Source organism: Phenylobacterium sp. NIBR 498073, assembly GCF_027286305.1.
GTDB lineage: Bacteria > Pseudomonadota > Alphaproteobacteria > Caulobacterales > Caulobacteraceae > Phenylobacterium.
In genome coordinates, this window is sequence record NZ_CP114599.1 from 65425 (window position 1) to 88004 (window position 22580).

The 22580-nt window shown below is 69.4% G+C and carries 26 protein-coding genes; 8 read left to right on the forward strand and 18 right to left on the reverse strand.

The annotated features are described in order from the left end of the window. Positions 1-6: 6 nt before the first annotated feature. Positions 7-234 carry a YdeI/OmpD-associated family protein gene (locus tag O4N75_RS00350; protein ID WP_269627435.1) on the reverse strand — a complete coding sequence of 76 codons (228 nt, stop codon included), beginning with the start codon at positions 232-234 and terminating at the stop codon, positions 7-9. Positions 235-300: 66 nt separating this feature from the next. Beyond that, on the reverse strand, positions 301-1239 hold the full coding sequence (locus O4N75_RS00355) for a sensor histidine kinase (protein ID WP_269627436.1): 939 nt from the start codon (positions 1237-1239) through the stop codon (positions 301-303). A gap of 206 nt (positions 1240-1445) precedes the next feature. Here O4N75_RS00355 and O4N75_RS00360 point away from each other — a divergent pair, with 206 nt between their 5' ends. Then, positions 1446-2339, forward strand: a complete 894-nt coding sequence (locus O4N75_RS00360) for a CPBP family glutamic-type intramembrane protease (RefSeq protein WP_269627437.1) — start codon at positions 1446-1448, stop codon at positions 2337-2339. On the opposite strand, the gene O4N75_RS00365 is transcribed toward O4N75_RS00360, so the two are convergent. From O4N75_RS00365 to timA, 8 genes are all read right to left on the reverse strand, one after another. Then, positions 2320-2628, reverse strand: coding sequence for a polyhydroxyalkanoic acid system family protein (locus tag O4N75_RS00365; RefSeq protein WP_269627438.1), 309 nt, complete (start codon positions 2626-2628; stop codon positions 2320-2322). The genes O4N75_RS00360 and O4N75_RS00365 overlap by 20 nt on opposite strands. A gap of 37 nt (positions 2629-2665) precedes the next feature. Next, positions 2666-2809 (reverse strand): hypothetical protein, encoded by a 144-nt coding sequence (locus O4N75_RS00370; protein ID WP_269627439.1) that lies wholly within the window; start codon positions 2807-2809, stop codon positions 2666-2668. Then, the gene (locus O4N75_RS00375) at positions 2802-3455 is read right to left on the reverse strand and encodes a LysR family substrate-binding domain-containing protein (protein ID WP_269627440.1); all 654 of its coding nucleotides are present in this window, start codon (positions 3453-3455) and stop codon (positions 2802-2804) included. Before O4N75_RS00375 ends, O4N75_RS00370 begins: the two co-directional genes overlap by 8 nt. Before the next feature lie 3 nt (positions 3456-3458). Further along, positions 3459-3887, reverse strand: coding sequence for a hypothetical protein (locus tag O4N75_RS00380; protein ID WP_269627441.1), 429 nt, complete (start codon positions 3885-3887; stop codon positions 3459-3461). A 123-nt stretch (positions 3888-4010) separates the two neighbouring features. Beyond that, the gene (locus O4N75_RS00385; RefSeq protein ID WP_269627442.1) at positions 4011-4970 is read right to left on the reverse strand and encodes a TIM44-like domain-containing protein; all 960 of its coding nucleotides are present in this window, start codon (positions 4968-4970) and stop codon (positions 4011-4013) included. A 92-nt stretch (positions 4971-5062) separates the two neighbouring features. After that, positions 5063-5605 carry a Smr/MutS family protein gene (locus O4N75_RS00390; RefSeq protein WP_269627443.1) on the reverse strand — a complete coding sequence of 181 codons (543 nt, stop codon included), beginning with the start codon at positions 5603-5605 and terminating at the stop codon, positions 5063-5065. Next, a complete protein-coding gene (locus tag O4N75_RS00395) occupies positions 5602-6747 on the reverse strand; it encodes an MltA domain-containing protein (protein WP_269627444.1) in 1146 nt (381 codons plus the stop codon). The genes O4N75_RS00390 and O4N75_RS00395 overlap by 4 nt, the downstream gene beginning before the upstream one ends. A gap of 179 nt (positions 6748-6926) precedes the next feature. Then, a complete protein-coding gene (timA, locus tag O4N75_RS00400; RefSeq protein ID WP_269627445.1) occupies positions 6927-7538 on the reverse strand; it encodes a TIM44-related membrane protein TimA in 612 nt (203 codons plus the stop codon). A 151-nt stretch (positions 7539-7689) separates the two neighbouring features. Between timA and secB the strand changes: the two genes are divergently transcribed. Then, complete coding sequence (secB, locus tag O4N75_RS00405) at positions 7690-8187, forward strand: protein-export chaperone SecB (protein ID WP_269627446.1); 498 nt, start codon at positions 7690-7692, stop codon at positions 8185-8187. A gap of 42 nt (positions 8188-8229) precedes the next feature. Here the strand turns inward: secB and cml are convergent, their stop codons facing one another. Continuing rightward, complete coding sequence (gene cml / locus O4N75_RS00410) at positions 8230-9420, reverse strand: CmlA/FloR family chloramphenicol efflux MFS transporter (protein ID WP_269627447.1); 1191 nt, start codon at positions 9418-9420, stop codon at positions 8230-8232. 266 nt (positions 9421-9686) lie between these two features. On the opposite strand from cml, the gene O4N75_RS00415 reads away from it, so the two are divergent. Then, on the forward strand, positions 9687-10706 hold the full coding sequence (locus tag O4N75_RS00415; protein WP_269627448.1) for a mechanosensitive ion channel domain-containing protein: 1020 nt from the start codon (positions 9687-9689) through the stop codon (positions 10704-10706). 7 nt (positions 10707-10713) lie between these two features. On the opposite strand, the gene O4N75_RS00420 is transcribed toward O4N75_RS00415, so the two are convergent. Next, positions 10714-11418, reverse strand: coding sequence for a methyltransferase domain-containing protein (locus O4N75_RS00420; RefSeq protein WP_269627449.1), 705 nt, complete (start codon positions 11416-11418; stop codon positions 10714-10716). A 260-nt stretch (positions 11419-11678) separates the two neighbouring features. On the opposite strand from O4N75_RS00420, the gene O4N75_RS00425 reads away from it, so the two are divergent. Then, on the forward strand, positions 11679-12605 hold the full coding sequence (locus O4N75_RS00425) for a cation transporter (RefSeq protein ID WP_269627450.1): 927 nt from the start codon (positions 11679-11681) through the stop codon (positions 12603-12605). 10 nt (positions 12606-12615) lie between these two features. Here O4N75_RS00425 and dnaQ read toward each other — a convergent pair whose 3' ends face one another. The 5 genes from dnaQ to O4N75_RS00450 form a co-directional block, all read right to left on the reverse strand. Then, a complete protein-coding gene (gene dnaQ / locus O4N75_RS00430) occupies positions 12616-13323 on the reverse strand; it encodes a DNA polymerase III subunit epsilon (protein WP_269627451.1) in 708 nt (235 codons plus the stop codon). 31 nt (positions 13324-13354) lie between these two features. Continuing rightward, a complete protein-coding gene (gene coaE, locus O4N75_RS00435) occupies positions 13355-13978 on the reverse strand; it encodes a dephospho-CoA kinase (RefSeq protein WP_269627452.1) in 624 nt (207 codons plus the stop codon). A 163-nt stretch (positions 13979-14141) separates the two neighbouring features. Next, positions 14142-14984 (reverse strand): shikimate dehydrogenase, encoded by an 843-nt coding sequence (gene aroE / locus O4N75_RS00440; protein ID WP_269627453.1) that lies wholly within the window; start codon positions 14982-14984, stop codon positions 14142-14144. Next, positions 14981-15577 (reverse strand): nucleoside triphosphate pyrophosphatase, encoded by a 597-nt coding sequence (locus tag O4N75_RS00445; protein WP_269627454.1) that lies wholly within the window; start codon positions 15575-15577, stop codon positions 14981-14983. Before O4N75_RS00445 ends, aroE begins: the two co-directional genes overlap by 4 nt. Further along, complete coding sequence (locus O4N75_RS00450; protein WP_267230979.1) at positions 15577-16416, reverse strand: pyruvate, water dikinase regulatory protein; 840 nt, start codon at positions 16414-16416, stop codon at positions 15577-15579. The genes O4N75_RS00445 and O4N75_RS00450 overlap by 1 nt, the downstream gene beginning before the upstream one ends. 513 nt (positions 16417-16929) lie before the next feature. On the opposite strand from O4N75_RS00450, the gene hemE reads away from it, so the two are divergent. The 4 genes from hemE (at position 16930) to rho (ending at position 21322) form a co-directional block, all read left to right on the forward strand. After that, positions 16930-17961 (forward strand): uroporphyrinogen decarboxylase, encoded by a 1032-nt coding sequence (hemE, locus tag O4N75_RS00455; protein WP_267230980.1) that lies wholly within the window; start codon positions 16930-16932, stop codon positions 17959-17961. Positions 17962-17992: 31 nt separating this feature from the next. After that, the gene (hemH, locus tag O4N75_RS00460; RefSeq protein ID WP_269627455.1) at positions 17993-19021 is read left to right on the forward strand and encodes a ferrochelatase; all 1029 of its coding nucleotides are present in this window, start codon (positions 17993-17995) and stop codon (positions 19019-19021) included. 9 nt (positions 19022-19030) lie between these two features. Next, positions 19031-19492, forward strand: coding sequence for a CopD family protein (locus O4N75_RS00465; RefSeq protein ID WP_269627456.1), 462 nt, complete (start codon positions 19031-19033; stop codon positions 19490-19492). 402 nt (positions 19493-19894) lie between these two features. After that, positions 19895-21322: a transcription termination factor Rho gene (gene rho, locus O4N75_RS00470; RefSeq protein WP_269627457.1), complete on the forward strand. Its 1428-nt coding sequence runs from the start codon at positions 19895-19897 to the stop codon at positions 21320-21322. 279 nt (positions 21323-21601) lie between these two features. Here rho and O4N75_RS00475 read toward each other — a convergent pair whose 3' ends face one another. Beyond that, positions 21602-22573 (reverse strand): quinone oxidoreductase, encoded by a 972-nt coding sequence (locus O4N75_RS00475; protein WP_269627458.1) that lies wholly within the window; start codon positions 22571-22573, stop codon positions 21602-21604. Positions 22574-22580: the final 7 nt, after the last annotated feature.

Below are 22580 nucleotides of genomic sequence, written 5' to 3' on the forward strand. Positions count from 1 at the left end.
ATCGCGTCAGGGGGTCCAGCGCATCTTCATGTAGATGTCGCCGTCCTCCAGTTCGTCCAGCATCTGGGCCAGTCGCTTCTGCCGGGTCTCCGGCTTGCGAGCCCGGGCGATCCAGCCGAGGTAGTCGTTGCGCTGGAACGGCGGCCGCGCCTGGTAGGCGTCGACCAGCGCCCGCGCCTCCAGCGCCTGGCGCACCTCGGCCGGCATCGGGTTCAAGTCACGGCTCAGCGTCATCGACGTCCTCCCTCGCGCCGTTAACGAATAGCGGCGGCGAGGGCTATCGCAAACCTTGCATTGGCGTCAGTGCGGCAACACCAGGGTGTGGCTGACCCCGGGACCGCCGCCGCGGGTGAGGATTCCGCCGGTCTGGCGCGCAAAGCCCTCGACCAGCTTGCGGCCGAGTCCGCGGCTGCCGATCTGCGACTCGGGCGGCATGCCGACGCCGTTGTCGGCGACCGTCAGCTCGCAGCCGACCTCGATCTGCTTCAGCGACACCAGGATGCGCCCGCTGCGACCGCCCGGGAAGGCGTACTTGGCCGCGTTGGTGACCAGCTCGTTGACCACCAGCCCCACCGCCACCGCTCGGTCGCGATCGCAGCGACACGAGGTCAGCCAGCTGTCGAGCCGCACGTCGCCGGTCAGCAGCAGGCTGTCGGACAGGTTCTCGCACAGGTCGCCCAGATAGGCGCCGAGATCGATGGCCTCTCCGGCTTCCTCGGGCGAATAGAGGTTGGCGTGCGCCTGGGCCATCGAGTGGACCCGGCGCAGGGCGTCGGCCAGGGCCTGCTCGGTGCTGGCCGCCGCCGCCCGGCGGCGCTGCATGTCGAGCAGGCTTTCGACCATCTGGAAATTGTTCTTCACCCGATGGTTCAGTTCGCGCAGCAGCAGGTCGCGGACCTCCAGCTTGGCGGCGCGCTCGGCCTCGGCCACCCGATAGGAGGTCCGGAACGCCTGGGCCACGGCGATCACCGCCAGGCCGCTCAACGCGTTGAGCACCAGGGCCACGCCCTCTCCCGGGGTCAGCGGGCCGAACTGGGCCGGGTGCAACACCAAGTACCAGACCCCCAGCAGGATCATCGTCAAGCTGTAGGCGCCCGAACGCCACCCGGCGAGCAGCGTCGCCAGCAGCACCAGCGGGTAGAGGAAGACATAGGGCGGGGCGACGACGACCAGCGAGATCAGCGCCCGCAACAGGCCGGACAGCGCCGCGCATACGACCGCGCAGGCCCACTCGGTCACCCAAGTGGGGACGTCCGGCGCGAGCCTCTCGCGCAGATTTAGGTCACCCAGCCCAAGCATCGCTGACACAACGTCGGTCTCGCAAGGTTCCGGTCAAGGCAAAATTCACCCTATGGGCGAATTATCTCAACAAACAGCCTGGCGAGGATGGCCGCCGCGGCCTCGCGCCGATGGCGCAAAATCGCGGCGGAGGGCATAGTCCTTCGGTGCTCGCTCCGTTCCCATTCCTGCAGGCTGTCACCGAGCGCGACCGCCGCTGGCCGCGGGTCGCGGCCATGGCCGCCGCGACGCCGGCCGCCGTGCTGCTGCTGTCGCTGCTGTTCGCCATCGTGCTGGGGACGCTCACCGGCGGGGCGATGTTCGAGGGCGCGGGCGGCCCGCGGCTGCAGCGCTCGGCGGTCTACGTGCTGCAGCTCGGGCTCGGGCTCGGATCGATGGGCTTGGCGGTGCTGCTCGCCGCCCGCTACGTGTTCGGCCGCCCGGTCGTCACCTGGCTGACCGCCGCGCCGTGCTTCCGCTGGCGGCTGCTGCTGGCCGGGGCGGCGCTGACCGTGCTCGGCGTCGGGGTGCTGATGACCGGCGACCTGCTGCTCAATCCCGGCTCGTTCCAGATGCCGATCTTTGACCCGAGCTCCAGCCTGGCGTTGAAGGGGTTCTACGCCCTCGCCGTGGTCGCCGGCCTGCTGGTCGCCGCCACCGCGGAGGAGGCGGTGTTCCGCGGCTACCTGCTGCAGCAGACCGCCGCCTTCACCCGCAATGTCTGGGTGCTGATCGCGGTCAACGCCGCAGCCTTCGCTCTGGCGCACCTGGAATTCGATCCAGGCGCCCTGGCGGCGCGGGCCCTGGCCGGGGCGGCCTTCGCCTGGGCGGCCCTGCGGCTCGGCGGCCTGGAGTTCGCCATCGGCGCCCACGTCGCGACCAACCTGATGATCGCCTTCTTCCAGGCGCCGATGCTGCCCGACGATCCGGAGGTGACGGGCGGCCTGGACGAGACCCTCATCGAGGTGCTGCTGGCGCTCTACATGGTGCTGGTCGTCGAACTGGTGCGCCGCTCGCCGCGGCTGATGGCGCCGTTCGGGTCTACTTCTTCTCCAGCATAAGCTGGCCTTCCTTCTTAAGCCGGCCCTTCACCTTGTCGGCGATCATCGCGAAGAACGGCGGCAGGTCGACCTCCATGCGCACCGCATCCTCGGCCACGTCCAGCCGGCCGGCCACCGCCTGGCCGACGACCTTGGCGGCGAACGAGAGACGGTCGCCCTCCCAGGTGCGGGTCAGCTTCACGCCCTCGCCGAACTGGTGGATCAGCTTGCCGACGCCCTCCTCGATGCGCTTGCGCGCCTCGTCCTTGCCGAGCTCATGGGGGATGGTGACGACGACAGGCTTGGCCATGGGCTGGTCCTCCAGTCCCTAATAACGGCCTGGCCGCTCAAGCGCTCCCGCTCGCCGCCGGCCTTTGCGGCGCGGCCCGGTCGGCCTGGTCCGCGCTCGCCGCCACGACCAGGGCGCCGATCAACAGCACCAGCATGGCGACCGCGCCCAGCGCAGTGGCCAGATTTCCGCGGTCAGGCATCGCGCAACTCCAGGAACCGGCGCAGGGCAGGGCGCTCGTTCTCCGCCGCCCAGAACCCGCAGTAGGACAGCCACCCCGCCTCGCTCTCCAGCGGCCGGACGCAGACGCCGGGATAGAAGGCGCCCATCGCCGAACCGCCGGCCAGGGTCACGCCGAAGCCCAGCGACACCAGGTCCAGCAGGTTGTCGCGCTGCACGGCGTAGTGAAGGAAGTTCGGCGGCCCGCCCAGCGCTCGGATGATCGCACGCTGCAGGGCCCGGTCCCCGGAGCCGGCGCCGGCCATCAGCAGATGGGTCTCCCGCAATTGCTCAGGCTGGACGGCGTTCTGCGCGGCCAGCGGATGGCCCTCGGCCATGAACACCATCAGCGGCTCGGACCACAGCGGCGCTGAGCGCCAACCCCGGCTCCCGGCGTCGTGCAGCGCGACGGCCAGATCGACGCCGCGCCCCGGAACGCGTTCCGTCAGGTCCTGGTCGTCCAGGTCCTCGACGATCAGGTCGATGTGCGGCGCCTTGGCCCGGAACGTCCCGATCAGCCGCCGCAGCGGACCCCAGTTGAGCGAGCAGGCGACGCCCAGGGTCAGGCGCTCTCGCCGCATCGGCCGGGCGACCGGCGTGGCGTGCAGACCGCGATAGGAAAGATCCATGGCTCAGGCCGCCTCCCTGAGCTGGCGGCCGGATCGCCGCGCGACCAGCACGTCGCGGTGCGCGCCGGGCAGGCGGCGGACGAGGTCGAAGCCATGGCCGTGGAAGATGCGGGCGGCCGCGCCGCCGCCGACGCTGGGCGCGGTCTGGACGATGACCACGCCGCCGCGCCGCACATGCGGGCCGTTGTCCAGCAACGCGCCCAGCCAGTCGCCGCTGGCGGTGTGGGCGGCCAGCAGCGCGTCGGTCTCCTCGGCCGGGGCGCGGGCGCCGGCCTGCAGGCAGCCGACGTTCTCGTAGCCGCGCCGGCACAGCCAGATCAGCGCGGGCAGGGCGCCGGGTCCGGTCACCCGGATGGCGCTGGCGGCGTCGAGACCCGCCTCTGTAAGCAGTTGGGAAAGGCCGATGGTCGGCCGCGGAAACGCCTGGGACATGGTCGCCTCTTTGACGCGCTCGGCCAGCGGTGAGCCGGCCTTGCGTCAAATCTGGCGCCGAACCTCGTCAGGGTTCGATGGCGGAAGACGGCGCGCCGCATAAGCGCGCCGTCAAGATCCGCATTACGCTTCCTGGATCGCCGACAGCTTCCAGCCTTCGTTCGGGTGGCGCACGAAGGTCCACAGCTCGGTGGTCTCGGTCGGACGATCGGCGTCGCCCTCGACCACGGCGCCGCTCTGGCGGTCGACCATCACGTCGATGCTCGTATAGCGCAGGGCGGCGGTGGCGTAGTCGACCGGACCCTCGCGCCAGGCTTCGGCGACGTCGCCCTCCAGCATCTTTACGTCGCGGACCTCGTTGCGGCGGCCCGCCGTGGCGTTCTGGCCCAGCTCCTCGGCCAGGTAGCCCATGATCTCGGGCGTGGTGCGCTCGCGGATCGCCGCGTAATCCTCGCGGCCGAAGGCTTCCTGGATCTCACGCAGCAGCCGCTCGAAGGTCTCGCGGTCGGCGCCGGTCACGGCGAAGTCCTGGCCAAGTTCGGCCGGGGCGTAGCTCGGAGGGGCTGCGGCCGGCTGGGCCGGCTGCTGCATGTCGAACGGCGAGCGGAAGGCGGCGTTGTGGCTCGCCGCCGCGGCCTGGGCCGGCTTGCGGCGCGAGGCGAAGAAGCGGAAGGCCAGCATCGCCACCAGGGCGATCGCCGCGATCTGCAACAGGCCGCCCAGCATGCCGGCCATGCCGGCGCCGAACCCGTGGCCGAGCAGCAGCCCGATCAGGCCGCCGAGCATCAGCCCGCGAACCAGCGGATTGCCGAACAGGCCGGGCTTGGGCGCCGCGGCCGGGTTGGCGGCGTTCGGACGGGCGGGCGCCGTGGCCGGGGCGCCCGGCTGGCGTTCGGTCATCGAGCGCTGCACCGGCGCGGTCTGGGTCGGCGAGGTCTTGGTGGGCGGCGGCGCCTGGTAGGTGCGCGCTCCGCGGCTGCCGAAGCTGCCCCCACGGCGAGCGTCCGCCTCGGTCACGAGCGCCAGCCCCATGGCCAGCGACAGGCCGCTGACGGCGAAGATCTTCGGAAGTCGGGAAGTCAAAGCAGCGTTTCCTTTTACTTGTCCGGCGGTATGTCGTGCGCCGCCCCGCCGATTTCCAGGGGGACCTTGCCTCTCATACGCAGTTGTGACCGTTAGCCCCTCGGCTTGCGCTTGAGCGCCACATAGAGCGCCCCTTCGCCGCCGTGCCGCCGGTGGGCCTCGGAAATCCCCGCCACCACCCCGCGCAGGGCCATGCCGCCCAGCCATTCGGGCGCGCGCCGGCGCAGCACGCCGTCGCCCAGGGTTCCCTTGCCGGTGATCACCAGCACCGCGCGATAGCCCTCGTCCCAGGCCCGCAGCACGAAGGCCTCCAGCGCCGCCTTGGCGCGCTGCTGGTCCATGCCGTGCAGGTCGATGCGCGCGCCGATCGGGTCCCGCTCCTTGGCGATGCGGTGCTTGCGGCGCGGCTCGATGCCCTCCGGCTCGCCGCGCAACGGCGGTTGCAGCGGCGGCAGCAGCTCGGCGAGCGGCAGCCGCGCGGCCGGGTCGGTCACCCGTCCCTTGGCCTTCAGCGCCGGGATCGCCGGCTCGGCCGGCGGCGGGGGCGCGTCGGACTTGCGGCCCGGATGCGGGTGGACGGTGGCCGCCACCATCGCCCAGAGCTTCTGCTCATCAGGGCGGATGGGCCGTTTCATCGATAGGGGCCGACCTTCGGGACCAGGCGGTGCATGCGCAGGGTGTGACGCACCCGGCCGGCCTCGGTCCCGGCCTGGGCGCCGACGCCCAGATAGAGGTCGGCGCGCACCGGGCCCTTGATCGCCCCGCCGGCGTCCAACGCCATCACCGTGCGGCGATAGGCCGGGAAGGCCCCCGACAGGGTCGGGGCCACGCCCTCGATGAAATAGAGCCCGCCCAGGGCGTTCAGCCCGGTGTCGACGGCGATCGAGCGCCCGGGCGGCAGCGGGATGCCCGCCGCGCCCACCGGCTGGCGGCCGTCGTCGGGGGCCAGGGTGAAGAACACGTAGCGCGGGTTGAGCCGCATGATCTCGTCGGCGCGCGGGCCGCGGTTGTCGGCCAGCCAGCTGCGGATCGCCTCGCCCGAGGTGTTGCTGGCGGCCAGCAGCCCGCGGTCGCGCATCGGGTTGGCGATGCCCTGGAACGGCTTGCCGTTGGTGGCCGCGAACACCGCCTTGGCGCGCCGCCCGTCCTCGAAGGTCAGCACCCCTGACCCCTGGATCTGCAGGAAGAACAGGTCCTCGGGCCGCATCCAGGCCAGCGCGGGCCCGGCGCTGGCCTTCTCGATCTCGGCGCGGTCGGGATAGGGACCGCCGCCGCGCTGCTGAGCCGGCTTGCCGCCGACGCCGGTGCCGACCAGGTCCTCGGGCTTAGGCCGCACCGGGGCCGAAAACTCGGCGCTCTGGCGCTCGCGCGCCTCGTACTCCGGCGAGAAATAGGCGGTCAGCACCCCTTCGCCGACCAGCAGCTCGGGCCGGAAGTTCTCCTCCAGGAATGCGCGGGCCCGCGGACCGTCCAGCGCGCCGATCGCTCGCGCGCGGCGGCAGACCTCGCCCAGCGCCGGGTCGCGGGCCACGCCGCAGGTGGTGCGGAACGCCTCGTAGCCGGCGCCATGATCGTCCTGCGCCCAGCCGGGCACCTCGGCGAAGCTTTCCGGCTGCGCAGGCGGAGGCGTCGGCTGCGGCGGCTGGGTCGGGGTCGGGCGCGGCGGCTGCGGGCCGGGACCGGGGGCGGGGGCGGGGGGCTTCGGCGTGGCGCAGGCCGCGACCAGCAGGGTCAGCAGCAGGGCCGGAACCAGGCGGCTCGCAGATCGGATGTTCAAGGTGGCCCCCAGCGCTGTCGTCGAAATCGCGGCGATCGGTCCGCCGCCCCGCTCGAACTCAAAAGAAACGAACGCCCGGCGCGCGCCGCGCGCCGGCTCCCCTTCATAGTCCTGCGTTAGGGGCGGGAAAACGGCGTAAGGGTTAACAAACCCTTGCCGCCGTTCGGTTTTCGCCGCGCTTAGGCTTCGGCGGCGGCGACGTTGACCAGCAGCCAGTTGGGATCGCGGCTCTTCAGGCTGCGCTCGAAGGTCCACAGCTCGGCGGTGCGCTTGTCGTCCACCGCCTCGCCTTCCGGGCCCTTGGTGCGGCTGCGGAACTCGGCCAGGAAGCGGACGGTGATCCGCGCCATGTCGCCGTGCAGGTCGGCGCGCTCCATGTCGGCGCGCGGCGGATGCAGGAATTCGACGGACTCGCTGCGGCCCTGGGTCTCGCGTTCCTCGATCGCGCCTTCGAAACTGGTCAGCACGTTCGGGGCCAGCAGGTTGCGCAGGGTCTCGCGGTCGCCGGCGGCGAAGGCGCGCACGACCATCTCATAGGCGCCCTTGGCCCCGCCCAGGAAGCGCGAGAGGTCGAACGACGGGTCGCGATGCTTGATCGCCGGCAGGCCGGTCAGGTCGACGCCGTCGTCGATCTGGTCCATCGCCGGGGCCTGGCGCGCGCCGGCCGCCACGGAGTCCGCGGTGGGGGTGTCCTCAGGCTGACGGCCGACGCGCCGGCCCAGCACCGCATAGAGCTGGTACAGCACGACTCCGGCCAGGCCGGCGAAAATGATCAGTTCGAGGACTTGCAATTCTTCAGGCTCACGGAACGAACGTAATCTTCAATATAGGACAGCGTAACGCCTACGTCAGGGGCGACGTTGCCATGGCATAGGGCGCATGATAGCAGCCCAGGCCACAACAGGACGTGAATGCGCGTCCACCAACCGGATTTTCCCGACTATGACCGATACCGACGCCGCCGGCCCCGAGACCAATGGTGCGGGCGCCCCCGAGCCCGGCATCCGCATCCTCGCCCAGTTCATCCGTGACCTGTCGTTCGAGAACCCGCGCGCGCCCGAGACGCTGCGCGCCCAGAACGCGGTCCAGCCGCAGATCGAAATGGGCGTCGAAATGAACGCCCGCGGCCGCGAAGACGGCCTGTTCGAAGTCGACCTGAAGCTGTCGGCCCGCGCCGAGCGCGAAGACGGCCCGGTGTTCCACGTCGAGCTGCTCTATGGCGGCGTGTTCCAGATCGCCGGCGTCAGCCAGGAAGACCTCGAGCCGGTGCTGCTGGTCGAGTGCCCGCGCTTCATGTTCCCGTTCGCCCGCCAGATCATCGCCTCGGTGACCTCGGACGGCGGCTTCCCGCCCTTCATGCTCGACCCGATCGACTTCGCCGGCGTCTACGCCGCGCGCAAGGCCCAGGCCATGGGCGGCGAGACCATCGGCAACGCCTGACGACCTTGAGGGGGACGGCCCAGGTCATCCCCCTCGCTTCGGCTAGCCCGCCAGTCGCCTGACGGCCAGCGCTCCCAGCACCAGCAGAGCCATGCCGGCCGCGAAGCCGGCCAGCGGCCAGGCGCTGTCCCCGCCCAGCCAGACGACCGCCGCCGAGCCCAGCACGCCGACGATCACGCTCTCGACGCTGAAGTAAAGCGCCACCGCGGTCCCGGCCGCCCCGCCGAACGCCGCCAGCGCGCCGTTGGCGCAGACCGCGACCGCCAGCACCATCCCGACGGCCATCACCCACATCGGCGGCAGTAGCGTCCAGAACGACGGCGCGCCCCAGATCTGGCCCGCCGCCAGCAGCACCGCGCCGATCAGCAGCAGGCCCATGCCCCGCGCCAGGCTCCCCGCCGTCCCCCAGCGCGCCGCCGCCCGCCCGACGAGCCGCGAGGCCAGGATCATCACCAGCGCCGCGGTCGAGAAGGCCAGGCTGAAGGCGAGCTGCGACAGGCCCGCCTGACCGATCAGGATCCGCGGCGCGGTCGAGAAGAACACGAAGAACGTCCCCATCGCGGCGCTGAAGCCCAGCGTATAGGTCCAGAAATCGCCGCTGCGCAGGACGGCGACGAACGGGGATCGGACGCGCCCGGCGGCGACCGGCCGGGTCTCCGGCAGGCCGCGGGCGGCGCGAAGGCCCGCGACGACCATCAGCGCGGCCAGCACGACGAAGATCGCCCGCCACCCGAGCCCTTTGGCGATCAGCGCTCCGGCGATCGGCCCCAGCGCCGGCACGAAGGACAAGATCGCGCCGAGCAGGCCGTAGATGCTCGCGGCCTCAGCCCGCTCGGCATAGACGTCGCGCACGATGGCGAAGATCGCGACCAGGGCCGCCGAGGCGCCCGCCGCCTGCAGGACGCGCCAGCCGACGAAGGCGGGCCCGCTTCCGGTCAGCCCGAGCGCCAGGCTCGCCGCGGCGAACAGCGCCGCCCCGCCAAGCAGCACCGGGCGCCGGCCAATACGGTCGGACAGCGGCCCGAACGCCAGCTGCCCCAGGCCGAGCAAGGCCATGTAGAGACTGAGCGTCAGTTGGACGACGGCGGGGGTCGTCGAAAGCTCGCCGGGCATGTCGGGGACGACCGGCAGATAGATGTCCATGGCCAGCGAGGCCAGGATGTCGAACGGCGCCAGCAGGGCCAGCGCGGCGGGCAGGGAATAGTCCCAGGGTCTGGCTTTGGAACCAGGCATGACTTTGCATCCACTCAAATCGGAAGATCTGGCGGCGGCCTGCCTTGGGAGCTGGGGTGTCGACCGCCGCAACAACGAAGGGGTGTTGTTGCGGCCTACCTGCTTGCGGACTCGATCATGGGTCCCGTCCCGGTTCGAGGAAGCGCCCTAGCTAAGCGCCGATCAGGGCCGGCGCAAGCTCGACCGCCGGGGCCAGGGTTTCGCCGAATGTTCAGCCGGCGGCTTCTGCGCCTTGATCGGGGCTTCCTCGATGCGGGAGCGGGACGATGAACACCACATTTGCGGCGGTCAGCGACTGGTTGAACTCCGGGGTCTGGCTGCAGTTCGGCGGGCGGGCGTTGGCGGCCGTCGCCATCGTCGTCGCCGTCTACGGGCTCGTGCGGCTGATGCGCGCTTTTCTGGACCGGGTGCGCCGACGCTCCAAGGCCGCCTCGCCGCTGATCTACATCTTCGAACAGGTCGTCGGCTACGCCATGCTGGTGGTCGGGGTGCTGGCGGGCCTGGCCACGCTCGGCCTCGACCTCAGCTCATTCACGGTCTTCGCCGGAGCCACTGGCGTCGGCCTCGGCCTCGGCCTGCAGGGCGTGGTCAAGGAGTTCGTCGCCGGCCTGGTGCTGATCTTCGACCCGGCCCTCCAGATCGGCGACTTCATCGAACTGGAAAGCGGCCTGCGCGGCGAGGTGGTCGAGATCGGGGCGCGGGCCACCCGGCTGCGCACCAACGACGACGTCGATGTCGTGATCCCCAACTCCAAGCTGATGCAGAGCCAAGTGGTGAACTGGACCTACAACGAGGAATCCCGCCGCATCCACGTGCCTTTCTCCGTCGCTGAGGAGTCCGACAAGGCGCTGGTCCGCGACGTGGTGCTGGCCGCCGCCGAGGCGCTGCCCTTCACCCAGACCGACCTCGCCCACCGCCGGACCCAGGTCTGGCTGACCAGCTTCAGCGGCGACGGCCTCGATTTCGAGCTGATCGTCTGGCCGAGTGCGGAATCCTCGCGCCACCCGTCCTCGATGCACGCGGCCTATACCTGGGCGATCCACGAAGCGTTGTTGGCGGCCGGGATCAAGAACACCTCGCCGCAACTCGACCTGCGGGTCCGCAACCTGTTCGGGCGCGAGGGCGACCATGCGCTCGACGCTCTCAAGCTCAGGGCCGCCCCCCCGCCGCGCCAGGGGCCTCCCGGTTCGGCGCCCAACGACGCCGTCGCCGCCGTCTTCGACGACGCGGTCCGCAACACGCGGGCCCGGACGGCCGAGCCCCGCAAGCGCGAGACCCAGCCCTGAGCCTGGCTCAGCTCGGCCGCTCGGCGACGAAGCTGCCATAGACCCCCTCCTGCACGTGCTCGACGATCTCGAATCCGCAGTCGGTCAGCATCCGCGCGATCGCCCAGGCGAAGGTCGAATATTCCTCGCGGATATGACAGGCGCCCTCGGCGCGCGAATAGCCGGTGTTCTCGCTCAGCCAGACGATCCAGCCCTCGGCCGCCTGCGCCAGGTCGCCCGGCGCTTCAGTGAACATCACGTCGCGCAGATAGAGCCGGCCGCCAGGCTTCAGCGCCGCATAGATCCGCGCCAAGGCCATGGCCTTCCAGAAGTCGGGCAGGTGGTGCAGGGCGTTCTTGGCGGTGACCAGGTCGAAGCCCGGATCGGGCGCCTCGAACGACAGGAAGCCGGCCCGCTGGAAGTTGAGGTTGGGCAACCCCTCGGCCCGCGCCTGCGCCGCCGCCAGCATCGCGGCCGAAACGTCGATCGCCACCACCGAACGGCACATCCGCGCCGCTTCGCGGGCCAGGATGCCGGTGCCGCAGCCGATGTCGGCCATGGTCATGTGCGGTTTCAGGCCGAGGTCGCTCAGCAGCGCCCGGTCGCGGTCGGCCGAGCCGCCCTGGCGTGCGTCATAGGTGGCGACTTCCCGCTCGTCCTCGAAATCGAGGCCTATCTGGCGGGCGTCGTCGTACCACCAGTCATAGGTGTTCGGGGTTAGAGGGGTCAGCATGTCGGGTCTCCATCGGAATGCGGATGGAGAGCGCGCCGATCCATCCGCAGATTGCGGGGATCGGTGGCGCGAAAGGCTATGGCCGAGCGCGGTCCTGCATCCCCGGGGCGGGGATGGCTACGATCTGGACGGGGCGCGTCACGGCGGGCATGGCGTCAAGCTACGGCATGACAATGGTCGGCGACAAGCGCTTGGCCCTCGACGGACGGTCGCCGATGAGCTCTCCTGGCGGCGATTGAGCCAACAGGTGCGCCCGCCGCATGACGCCGCAATCGACCACGCCGCACCCGTCGGCCAGGGAGGAACGGCTGCTCGCGACCTCGATGGCGACGACCATCGTCTTCGCGGTGGCCAGCATCGGGTTCGGGCTCTGGCTCGGCTCCAAGTCGGTGACCTTCGACGGGTTTTACGACCTGATCGACGCGGCGATGACAGCCATCGCCCTGCTGACCGTGCGGCTGATCGCGCGCGGCGACGACCGCCGCTTTCAGTACGGCTACTGGCATCTTGAGCCGATGCTGGCCCTGCTCAACGGCCTGGTGCTCAGCTTCGCCTGCGCCTACGCCTTCCTCGACGGGCTGAACGGGCTGCTGGCCGGCGGCCGAAATGTGCAGTTCGGCCTCGGCGCGGTCTATGCGGGGGCCAGCAGCGTGCTCAGCTTCGGCATGTTCGCCTATGTGCGCAGCTCGGCCCGCCACCTGAATTCCCAGATGCTCGACGTCGACTCCCGCTCCTGGCTGATGGGCGGGGTGCTCAGCGCCGCCCTGTGCCTCAGCTTCCTGATCGGCCGCGCGCTGACCGGCAGCGGGGCCGAGTGGATGGCCCCCTATGTCGACCCGATGATCCTGGTGATCGTCGCGGTCTGCCTGGCCCCGTTCCCGGCCTTGACCCTCTGGCGTGCCAGTCAGGACATCCTGATGATCGCGCCGACTGCGCTCGACCAGCAGGTGCGCGAACTCGCCGCCGAGGTCGCCGCCCGCTATGGCTTTTCCGGCTACAGCTCCCACGTCGTGCGCTCGGGCCGCCAGCAATTCATCGAGATCGGCTTCGTCGCCCCGTCCGGCCAGACGACCATGAGCTTCGAGCAGCTCGACACCATCCGCCGCGAGATCGCCCTGGCGATGGGCGGGCTCAATCCCGGCTACTGGCTGACCGTCGACTTCACCGCCGACGAACGGTGGATCTGAGGCGCTGGCCTTAGAGCCCGAACTTGCCCCAGAGTTCCTCGTTCTTGACCACTTCGCGCATGAACTTGGCATGTAGCTCGCGCTCGGCGTCGGTCGAGCGGAAGGGCAGGGGGCGGGGCCGGGCGCCATAGACCGTAGCCTTGGCTACGGCGACGGCGTGGGCCGCCATTTCGCGGGTGGTCAGTTCCAGGGTCAGGGCGCGGCCGCCCTTCAGCTCAAGATAGACCGCCGCCAGCAGCCGGGCGTCGATGAGCGCCCCGTGCTTTTCCCGCTCCGAAAGCGAGATCTTGAAGCGCTTGCAGAGCGCGTCGAGCGAGTTGTGCATCCCCGGGAAACGCTTGCGCGCCAGGGCCAGGGTGTCGATCCAGCGCTCTTCGGGAAGGCCGGCGAGGCCGAGGCCCTCCAGCTCGTAGTTCACGAACGTCCGGTCGAAGGTGGCGTTGTGGGCGATGATCGGGGCGTCGCCGACGAAGTCGAGGAAGTCCTGGTGGATCTCCTTGTCGCGGAACTTCGGCTTGCCGCGGAGGAAGTTCGCCGACAGCCCGTGGACCTTCTCGGCCTCGGGAGGCATGTCGCGCTCGGGGTCGATATAGACGTGGAAGCTGCGCCCGGTCGGCAGGTAGTCCTCGATCTCGAGGCAGGCGAGTTCGACCAGCTTGTGGCCCAGATGCGGCTCGAAGCCGGTGGTTTCGGTGTCGAGAACGATCTCACGCGCCATGGAAACTACTTCGGCTGCTTCGAGCCGAGCTTCAACCCGGCGCCTTGTCGCGAGCAGGTCTGCGCTGTGGATCGCGCATGGTGGCGATGATCTTGGCGACCTGTTCGCGGGCCGGCTCCAGGCCGCGGCCGGTGTCGACCACGAAATGGGCGCGGGCCCGCTTCTCGGCGTCGTGCATCTGGCGCGAAAGGATGGCGTCGAGGCGTTCGACGGTCATGCCCGGCCGGGCCAGCACCCGTTCGCGCTGTTGCGCTTCGGGAGCGGACACCACCACCACCGCGTCCATGTTGGCGTGGCCGCCGGTCTCGTAGAGCAGCGGGATGTCCAGCACGACCATGTCGGCCTTGGCGTCTTCCGCCGCCTTGAAGAAGTGGATCCGGTCGGCGCCGACCAGCGGATGGACGATGGCGTTGAGCTTGGCCATCGCCTCGTCGTTCCCCAGCACCCGCTGGCGCAGGGCTTCACGGTCGACCGCGCCGTCCTTGGTCACGCCCGGAAACGCCGCCTCCAACGGCTGCACCGCAGCGCCGCCCGTCTCATAGAGATCGGCCACCGCCGCGTCGGCGTCATAGACCGGGATGCCCGCCTCGCGGAACATCTTGGCGGTCGTCGACTTGCCCATGCCGATGGAGCCGGTCAGGCCGATGATGAGCATGCAATCCTCGCACTCATAAGTGTCATCCCGGTTTCGGCCGAAGGTCGAAGACCGGGACCCATGAACACCAGATGTCGGCCGATGTCGCGCAGGCTGTCCCGAAGCGGCGACAATGGATCCCGACCCTCCGCTTCGCTGCGGCCGGGATGACACCCAATGGGTTTCACAGTCCCAACGCCTGGATCGCCAGGCTCCGCACGTCGACGGTCTTCGGCGGCGGCTCGCCGTAGAAATACTCGAAACTCGGGACCGCCTGGCCGATCAGCATGGCCAAGCCGTCGACCGTCCGTCGTCCCAGCGCTTCGGCCTGCAGCAGGAACGGGGTCTTCAGCGGCTTGTAGACCATGTCCATCACCACCGCGGTCGCCGGCGTCGCCTCCAGCGGAACCTCGAGCCCGGCCGAGCCAGACAGCCCGGCCGAGGTCGCGTTTACCACCGCGATCACGCCCTCGAACGCCGCGGCGGCCTCGGTCAGCGGATAGGCCTGCGCGCCCAGCGGCTGGGCGATCTCCTGCGCCTTCAGCAAGGTGCGGTTGACGATGCGGACCTGCGGGCAGCCGGCCTCGACGAACGCCGCGGCCGCGCCGCGCGCCGCGCCGCCGGCGCCGAGGATCGCCACCGGCCCGGCCTTGGGATCAAAGCCCGGCGCCTGCTCTGCGAACGCGCCCAGCATCCCCAGCCCGTCGGTGTTGTCGGCGAAGATCGTGCCGTCCTCGCGGAACACCAGGACGTTGGCGGCCTCCGCGCTCCTGGCCCGGAAGCTGGCCTCGTCGGCCAGGGCCAGCGCCTCGCCCTTGAACGGCAGGGTGACGTTCAGCCCCGCGACGCTGCCGCCGCGCAGGGCCTCGGCGAAGGCCGTGAACCGGCCCGGCTGGGTGGAGAACGGCACATAGACCCCGTCGATCCCCGCCGCCGCCAGCCAGGCGTTGTGCAGGATCGGGCTCATCGAATGGACGATCGGCCGCCCGACCACGCCGGCGACCCGGCTCGCCCCGGACAAGCTCATGCGCGCAGCACCCCATGTCGGCGGAAGAGGTCCAGGAGGCCCATCAGCGGCAGGCCGAGGATGGCGAAATAGTCGCCCTCGATCTTCGAGAATAGCTGCGCGCCAGGGCCTTCCAGCCGGTAGCAGCCGACCGAGCCCAGCATCTCCTCGCCCTCCAGCGCCAGATAGGCGTCGAGGAAGTTGTCGGAGAAATCGCGCATGGTCAGGGTCGCCGAAACGATCTCGCGCCAGATCGGCGCCCCGTCCTTGGCCACCACTACCGCCGAATGCAGCTTGTGGGGCTTGCCGCGCATCGTCTTCAGCCGTTCGGCGGCCGCCTCCAACGTCTCGGCCTTGTCGTAGAGCTGGCCCTCGAACTCCAGGGTCTGGTCCGAGCCGATCACGAAGCCGGGCCGGCCGGCGGAGATCTTCACCGCCTTGATCTCGGCCAGGGCGTCGGCGACGTCGCGCGGGGTCGCGCCTTGCGCCAGCATCGCGGTCTTGACCGCGTCTTCGTCGACGCCGGCCACCGCCACCTCGAACGGCACGCCGGCCCCGGTCAGCACCGCGCGCCGCGCCGCGCTCTTTGAGGCCAGGATGATCTGTTCGCCCATCAGCCCAGCACCTCGACCTGGCCATGGCCGCCGTGCAGCAGGTTCAGCACCGCCGCGGCCGTTTCCTCGACGCTGCGCCGGGTGACGTCGATCACCGGCCAGCCCTGGCGTTCGTAGAGCCGCCGCGCCTTCACCGTCTCCTCGCGCACCGCCTCGATGTCGATGTAGCTGCTCTCGCGATCTTCCTTCAGGCTCAGCAGCCGATTGCGGCGGATCTGGATCAGCCGGTCGGGCGAGATGGTCAGCCCCACCACCAGGGTGTTCTTCAGGTCGAACAGCTTTTCCGGCGGCGGCCGGGTCGGCACCAGCGGCACGTTCGCCGCCCGCACCCCGCGATGGGCCAGATAGATGCAGGTCGGGGTCTTGGAGGTCCGCGAGACGCCGACCAGCACCACGTCGGCCTGCTCCAGGTCCTGTCCGCCCTGGCCGTCGTCATGGCCGATCGCGTAGTTCAGCGCGTCCATGCGGTTGAAATAGTCGTTGTCCAGCGCGTGCTGCACGCCCACCCGCCGGCTGATCGAGGCGCCCAGATAGCGCTGCAGCGAGGAGACCAGCGGATCGAGCGCGGCGATGCACGGCATGTCCAGCCGCCGCACGCCTTCTTCCAGCGCCGTGCGCAGCTGGTCGTCGACGATGGTGTGGATCACCACCCCGGGCGCTTCCTCGATATCGGTCAACGCCCGCTCCAGCTGCCGGGGCGAGCGGACCAGCGCGTAGATGTGCTCGATCGGCAGCACGTTCTCGAACCGGGCGCACACCGCCCGCGCCATCGCGTTCAGCGTCTCGCCGGTGGAGTCCGAGACGAGGTGGACGTGGAAGTAGGTCGCAAAGCGGGTCATGGAGCCTTTGCCGGCGCGTAAAGGGGAATCTGCAGGGTGCGGATCGCAAAGCTGGGGATGAAAGAGTCGAAACCTTCTTAACGAAGCCGGACCGTTTTGGGGAAGAGTCGCCGCGCCGGCGCCCCGGTTGTGAACGGACGGGAAAACAGCCGCAGTTTGCGCCCGGCTCGTCCACGGCTCCGTTGGTTAAAAAATGATGAACAGGGCCTGCTTCCGAGAGCGGTCTAACGACTCCCGTTCGTCATCGTTAACTCCCTGTTAACCCTTTAACGAAAGGTAAACGGCAATTGGGGTTTAGCGGTTTTCCCCGCAACTCACAGGTATGGCTTAACCATGTTGGAAAACGCCCGATCGCCTTGTTGAAAAGGGGTTGGCGCGGTATGGCCGGGGGAAGTTGTCCCCACTTCTCCAAGGGCCAACCTCTAACTCCACTTCCTATTTCTAAAATTTAGAAAAGAAGAAGAAGGGCAGGCGGGCTTGAGCCTTTCGTCCGAAGCCGGTTTAACGAGCCGCATGTCGGGACATGAAACACCGCGCCTCCTGCGGGCGCTTGCAGGCGAAACCCTCGATCGGCCGCCGGTCTGGTTCATGCGCCAGGCTGGTCGCTCGCTGCCGGAGTACCGCGAGCTGCGGGCCCGGGCCGGCGATTTCATCGCCTTCTGCCACAATCCGGAGATGGCCGCCGAGGCGACGCTCCAGCCGATGCGCCGCTTCCCGCTGGATGCGGCCATCGTGTTCGCCGACATCCTGCTGATCCCGCGGGCGCTGGGCCAGGACGTCTGGTTCGAGGCCGGCGAGGGGCCGCGGCTCGGCGAGCTGCCGCCGATCGAGGCGCTGGCCGACCAGATCGAAGCCTCCACCGGCCGGCTGTCGGAGATCGGCGAGACCCTGAGCCGGGTCCGCGCCGAGCTCGAGCCCGAACGCGCCCTGATCGGTTTCGCCGGCGCGCCGTGGACCGTCGCCACCTACATGATCGAAGGCCGCGGTTCGCAACGCGAGGCCGCCCGCGCCTACGCCTATCGCAACCCCGAGAAGCTCGACGCCCTGCTGGACGTGCTGGTGGAGTCCACCGCCCGCTACCTGGTCATGCAGGCCAAGGCCGGCGCGCAGGTGCTGAAGCTGTTCGAGAGCTGGGCCGAGAGCCTGTCCGAGGACATGTTCGAGCGCATCGTCATTCGCCCGCACACGGCGATCATCGAGAAGGTCCGCGCCGCCGGGATCGAGGTTCCGTTCATCGGCTTCCCGCGCGGGGCCGGCGCCCAGGTCGCCAACTATGCGGCCAAGGTCCCGGTCCAGGCCGTCGCCCTCGACACCCAGGCCACCGCCGCGCTCGGCCGCCAGATCCAGGCCGGCGGCAAGACCATCCAGGGGGCGCTCGACAACCTGCTGCTGCGCGCCGGCGGCCCGGCGCTGGACGCCCGCGTCGACGCCCTGATCGAGCAGTGGAACGGCGGCCCCTATATCTTCAACCTCGGCCACGGGGTGATGCCCGACACGCCGATCGAGCATATCGAGCGCACGATCCGTAGGGTGACCGGCAAGTGAGCTGGCTGAGGGGCGAACGGAGATGGATGCGGTGACGAAGCTAGCCGTCGTCCTCTTCAACCTCGGAGGACCGGACGGGCCGGACGCGGTCAAGCCGTTCCTCACCAATCTGTTCAGCGATCCGGCGATCATCAGCCTGCCGGGGATCGTCCGCCTGCCGCTGGCCCGGATGATCGCTGCGGGCCGAGAGGACACCGCCAAGGCCAACTATGCGATCATGGGCGGGGCCTCGCCGCTGCTGCCGGAGACGAAGCGCCAGGCCGAGGCCCTGCAGGCCGCGCTTGCCGCCGCCCGGCCGGAGCTGGAGACCCGCGTCTTCATCTCGATGCGCTATTGGAAGCCGTTCGCCGACCAGACCGCGCGCGAGGTTGCCGCCTTCGCGCCCGACGAGGTGGTGCTGCTGCCGCTCTATCCGCAGTTCTCGACCACGACGTCGGCCTCGTCGCTGAAGGACTGGGCCCGCGCCTATCGCGGTCCGGGGACCAGCCACGCGGTGTGCTGCTATCCGACCGCCCAGGGGCTGGTGGAAGCGCACGCCAGCGCGATCAGCCAGACCTGGCTGAAGGCCGGCCGGCCGGAAGGCGTGCGGCTGCTGTTCTCTGCCCACGGCCTGCCGGAAAAGGTGATCAAGGCCGGCGACCCCTACCAGGCCCAGGTCGAGGCCACCGCCCGGGCCGTCGCCGAGCTGCTGCCCGAACTTCCCGACTGGAGCGTCTGCTACCAGAGCCGGGTCGGCCGCCTGAAATGGATCGGCCCCTCGACCGACGAGGCGATCCGCCAGGCCGCCGCCGACGGCAAGGGCGTGCTGGTCAGCCCGATTGCCTTCGTGTCCGAGCATGTCGAGACGCTGGTCGAACTCGACCACGAATACGCCGAACTGGCCCGCACCCTGGGCTGCGCGCCCTATCTGCGCGCCCCGACCCCGACGGTCGACGGCGCATTGATCGATGCCCTGGCGGCCGCGACGCTGGAGGCGCTGGGTCGCGGCGCCGCGCCGGCGCCGTTCGGGACATGGCGTTGTCCGGCGGCGCATGGCAAATGCGCCTGTAAGATGGGCTAGGGGGAGCCGATGAACCACTTCGACCTGCTGCGCGGCCTGCACATCATCGCGGTGATCGCCTGGATGTCCGGCATGATGTACCTGCCGCGGCTCTACGCCTACCATACCGAGACCGCGCCTCCGGGCAGCGAGTTCGACAAGCACTTCCTGGTCTGGGAGCGCAAGCTCCTGAAGATCATCATCAATCCGGCGATGATCATCGTCTGGGCGCTGGGCGTCGGCCTGATCCTCTATCACGTCTATGCGGTGGGCGAGGGCTGGGGCTTCCTGCTGCAGCCGTGGATGATCGTGAAGCTGGCCGCCGTGCTGTTCATCTCCGGCTGGCACGGCTTCCTGGCCGGCTCCTACAAGAAGTTCCTGGCCGGCCAGCGCCCGAAGTCGGCGAAGTTCTGGCGGGCCACCAACGAACTGCCGTTCCTGGCCGCGGTGATCGCCGTCCTGGCCGTGACCCTTCAATTCGGCCAACGCTGATCCTATCTAGGCCACAGGTGTCATCCCGGTTTCGCCGCAGGCGAAGACCGGGGCCCATGAACACCAGATGGCTCCGGGTGAGGCGCACGCCACGCCCAGAGCCGCTCGCCACGCGCGAATGGATCCCGGTCTTGCTCCGCAAACCGGGATGACACGGTAGGGCTGAGAGACGTTGCGATCCTCAGCCACGCTTGACCCGCCGCCCGGCATGTGGTTCCGCTGACCGCACGTGGAGTCGCGCCGCGAAGCCACGCCCCGCCTTTTCCCGTGCGCCGCGCGCTGAACATCAGCCGCTGCGGCCCGGTCCTAGAAAAATTCATCGGCGCGCACCCCGCGCCATGTTCGATTCCCCCGGCGCCCGAAGTCCGTTCGGCCCCCGCCTGGGACCATCAGAGTAATATCATGAGCCAAGACACCCCCGCCCCGACCGAGGAAACCCCGGTCGAAAACGTGGAAGCCCCGGTCATCGAGGACGCCCAGGTCGCAGCCGGCGCCGAGACCGAGTCTGAAGACGAAGAAGACGAAGGCCCCTCGGAGGTCGCAGCCGCGATCGCCGCCATGGGCCTCACCCGCATGTCGCTGCAGGAGCTGAAGGACAAGTCGCCCGCCGATCTGCTGTCCTTCGCTGAGACGCTGGAGATCGAGAACGCGAACTCCATGCGCAAGCAGGACATGATGTTCGCGATCCTCAAGGCCCTGGCCGAGGAAGGCGTGCAGATTTCCGGCTCCGGCACGCTGGAGGTCATGCAGGACGGCTTCGGCTATCTGCGCAGCCCGGAAGCCAACTACCTCTCCGGCCCCGACGACATCTATGTCAGCCCCTCGCAGATCCGGAAGTTCGGCCTGCGCACCGGCGACACCGTCGACGGCGGCATCCGCGCCCCGCGTGAGGGCGAGCGTTATTTCGCCCTGGTCAGCGTCGACCAGATCAACTTCGAAGCGCCGGAAAACGTCCGCCACAAGGTCCTGTTCGACAACCTGACGCCGCTCTATCCGGACCAGCGTCTGAAGATGGAGATCGAGGACCCGACCCTGAAGGACCGCACCGGCCGGGTCATCGACATCGTCGCCCCGCTCGGCAAGGGCCAGCGCTGCCTGATCACCGCCCCGCCGCGGGTCGGCAAGACGGTGATGCTGCAGAACATCGCCAAGTCGATCGAGACCAATCACCCCGAGTGCTACCTGATCGTCCTGCTGATCGACGAGCGCCCGGAAGAAGTCACCGACATGCGCCGCACCGTCCGCGGCGAGGTGGTCTCCTCGACCTTCGATGAACCCGCCACCCGCCACGTGCAGGTCGCCGAAATGGTCATCGAAAAGGCCAAGCGCCTGGTCGAGCACAAGCGCGACGTGGTCATCCTGCTGGACTCGGTCACCCGCCTCGGCCGCGCCTACAACACCGTCGTCCCGTCCTCGGGCAAGGTGCTGACCGGCGGTGTCGACGCCAACGCCCTGCAGCGCCCCAAGCGCTTCTTCGGCGCGGCGCGGAACATCGAGGAAGGCGGTTCGCTGACGATCATCGCCACCGCCCTGATCGACACCGGCAGCCGGATGGACGAAGTCATCTTCGAAGAGTTCAAGGGCACCGGTAACTCGGAAATCATCCTGGACCGCAAGGTCGCCGACAAGCGGATCTACCCCGCCGTCGACGTCATCAAGTCGGGCACCCGGAAGGAAGACCTCATCACCCCGAAGGAGCACCTGCAGAAGTCCTTCATCCTGCGCCGGATCATCACTCCGATGGGCGCCCAGGACGCGATCGAGTTCCTGCTCGACAAGCTCCGCCAGTCGAAGAACAACGAAGACTTCTTCCAGTCGATGAACACCTAGGGCCTCTAGCCTTAGCGGACATGAAAAAGGGGCTCGCGGCGGCGCGGGCCCCTTTGTTTTGATCTAAGGCGCTGATTCAAAACGTGTTTCACGTGGAACAAATGTCCATCTAGATGTCATCCCGGTTTCGGCGCAGCCGAAGACCGGGACCCATGAACACCTGATTGCGCAAGGTCCGCGCGAACACGGCCGACATGGCGCGGATGGATCCCGGTCTTGTTCTGCAAACCGGGATGACACTTGGAAAAGATGCTCCCCAAGAGGGGACGACCCATCGGCCTACGGGATCAGCAAGCTCGCGCCGACCGTCTCGCGGCCCTCCAGGGCCTCGTGCGCCCGGCGGGCGTCGCCCAGCGCGAAGGTCTGGCCGATGTCGATCTTGACCGCGCCGGACTTGATCACCTCGAACAATGCGCCGGCGCTCTCGTCCAACTCCTGTGTCGTCGACGTGTAGTCGAACATCGTCGGGCGGGTGAAGAACAGCGAGCCGGCCTGCGACAGCCGCAGCGGCGCGAACGGCGGCACGGGCCCCGAGGCGTTGCCGAACGAGACGAACATCCCGCGCCGCGCCAGGCTTCCCAGGGTGCCCTCGAAGGTCGCGGCCCCGACCGAGTCATAGGCCACCGGCACGCCCCGGCCGTCGGTCAGCCGCCGCACCTCGGCGGCGACGTCCTGGTCGCGATAGAGGATGACGTGGTCGGCGCCGTGGCCGCGGGCCAGCTCGGCCTTGGCTTCGGATCCGGCGGTGCCGATCACCCGGGCGCCCAGGTGCTTGGCCCACTGGACCAGGATCGAGCCGACGCCGCCGGCCGCCGCGTGCACCAGGATGGTGTCGCCGGGCTTCACCGGGAACGTGCGCCGAACCAGGAACTCGGCGGTCATGCCCTTCAGCAGCGCGGCGGCCGCCACCTTGACGTCGACGCCTTCGGGGACCTTCACCGCGCGAGCGGCGCTGGTGACGTGCAGCTCCGAATAGGCGCCGATGGGACCGGAGGCGTAGGCCACCCGGTCGCCGGCCTTGAAGCGTTCGACGCCGTCGCCGACCGCCTCCACCACCCCGGCCGCTTCCAGGCCGAGGCCCGAGGGCAGCTTCACCGGATAGAGGCCGGTGCGGTGGTAGGTGTCGATGAAGTTCACCCCCACCGCCTCATGCCGCACCAGGATCTCCCCGGACTTGGGGGAAGGGACCTCCACCTGCACCAGCTCCAGCACCTCCGGCCCGCCGGTGCGCTCGATACGGATCGCTTTCATCGCTGCC

Bases quoted from the DNA above. Each gene is read 5' to 3' on its own strand.
- hemE (WP_267230980.1), top strand. From the start codon at position 16,930: ATGTCGGGACATGAAACACCGCGCCTCCTGCGGGCGCTTGCAGGCGAA.
- O4N75_RS00365 (WP_269627438.1), bottom strand. From the start codon at position 2,628: ATGGCCAAGCCTGTCGTCGTCACCATCCCCCATGAGCTCGGCAAGGAC.
- O4N75_RS00375 (WP_269627440.1), bottom strand. From the start codon at position 3,455: ATGGATCTTTCCTATCGCGGTCTGCACGCCACGCCGGTCGCCCGGCCG.
- aroE (WP_269627453.1), bottom strand. From the start codon at position 14,984: ATGAGCTTGTCCGGGGCGAGCCGGGTCGCCGGCGTGGTCGGGCGGCCG.
- O4N75_RS00415 (WP_269627448.1), top strand. From the start codon at position 9,687: ATGAACACCACATTTGCGGCGGTCAGCGACTGGTTGAACTCCGGGGTC.
- O4N75_RS00445 (WP_269627454.1), bottom strand. From the start codon at position 15,577: ATGGGCGAACAGATCATCCTGGCCTCAAAGAGCGCGGCGCGGCGCGCG.
- O4N75_RS00450 (WP_267230979.1), bottom strand. From the start codon at position 16,416: ATGACCCGCTTTGCGACCTACTTCCACGTCCACCTCGTCTCGGACTCC.
- cml (WP_269627447.1), bottom strand. From the start codon at position 9,420: ATGCCTGGTTCCAAAGCCAGACCCTGGGACTATTCCCTGCCCGCCGCG.
- O4N75_RS00465 (WP_269627456.1), top strand. From the start codon at position 19,031: ATGAACCACTTCGACCTGCTGCGCGGCCTGCACATCATCGCGGTGATC.
- O4N75_RS00380 (WP_269627441.1), bottom strand. From the start codon at position 3,887: ATGTCCCAGGCGTTTCCGCGGCCGACCATCGGCCTTTCCCAACTGCTT.
- rho (WP_269627457.1), top strand. From the start codon at position 19,895: ATGAGCCAAGACACCCCCGCCCCGACCGAGGAAACCCCGGTCGAAAAC.
- O4N75_RS00350 (WP_269627435.1), bottom strand. From the start codon at position 234: ATGACGCTGAGCCGTGACTTGAACCCGATGCCGGCCGAGGTGCGCCAG.
- O4N75_RS00420 (WP_269627449.1), bottom strand. From the start codon at position 11,418: ATGCTGACCCCTCTAACCCCGAACACCTATGACTGGTGGTACGACGAC.
- O4N75_RS00425 (WP_269627450.1), top strand. From the start codon at position 11,679: ATGACGCCGCAATCGACCACGCCGCACCCGTCGGCCAGGGAGGAACGG.
- O4N75_RS00475 (WP_269627458.1), bottom strand. From the start codon at position 22,573: ATGAAAGCGATCCGTATCGAGCGCACCGGCGGGCCGGAGGTGCTGGAG.
- coaE (WP_269627452.1), bottom strand. From the start codon at position 13,978: ATGCTCATCATCGGCCTGACCGGCTCCATCGGCATGGGCAAGTCGACG.
- O4N75_RS00370 (WP_269627439.1), bottom strand. From the start codon at position 2,809: ATGCCTGACCGCGGAAATCTGGCCACTGCGCTGGGCGCGGTCGCCATG.
- secB (WP_269627446.1), top strand. From the start codon at position 7,690: ATGACCGATACCGACGCCGCCGGCCCCGAGACCAATGGTGCGGGCGCC.
- O4N75_RS00390 (WP_269627443.1), bottom strand. From the start codon at position 5,605: ATGAAACGGCCCATCCGCCCTGATGAGCAGAAGCTCTGGGCGATGGTG.
- dnaQ (WP_269627451.1), bottom strand. From the start codon at position 13,323: ATGGCGCGTGAGATCGTTCTCGACACCGAAACCACCGGCTTCGAGCCG.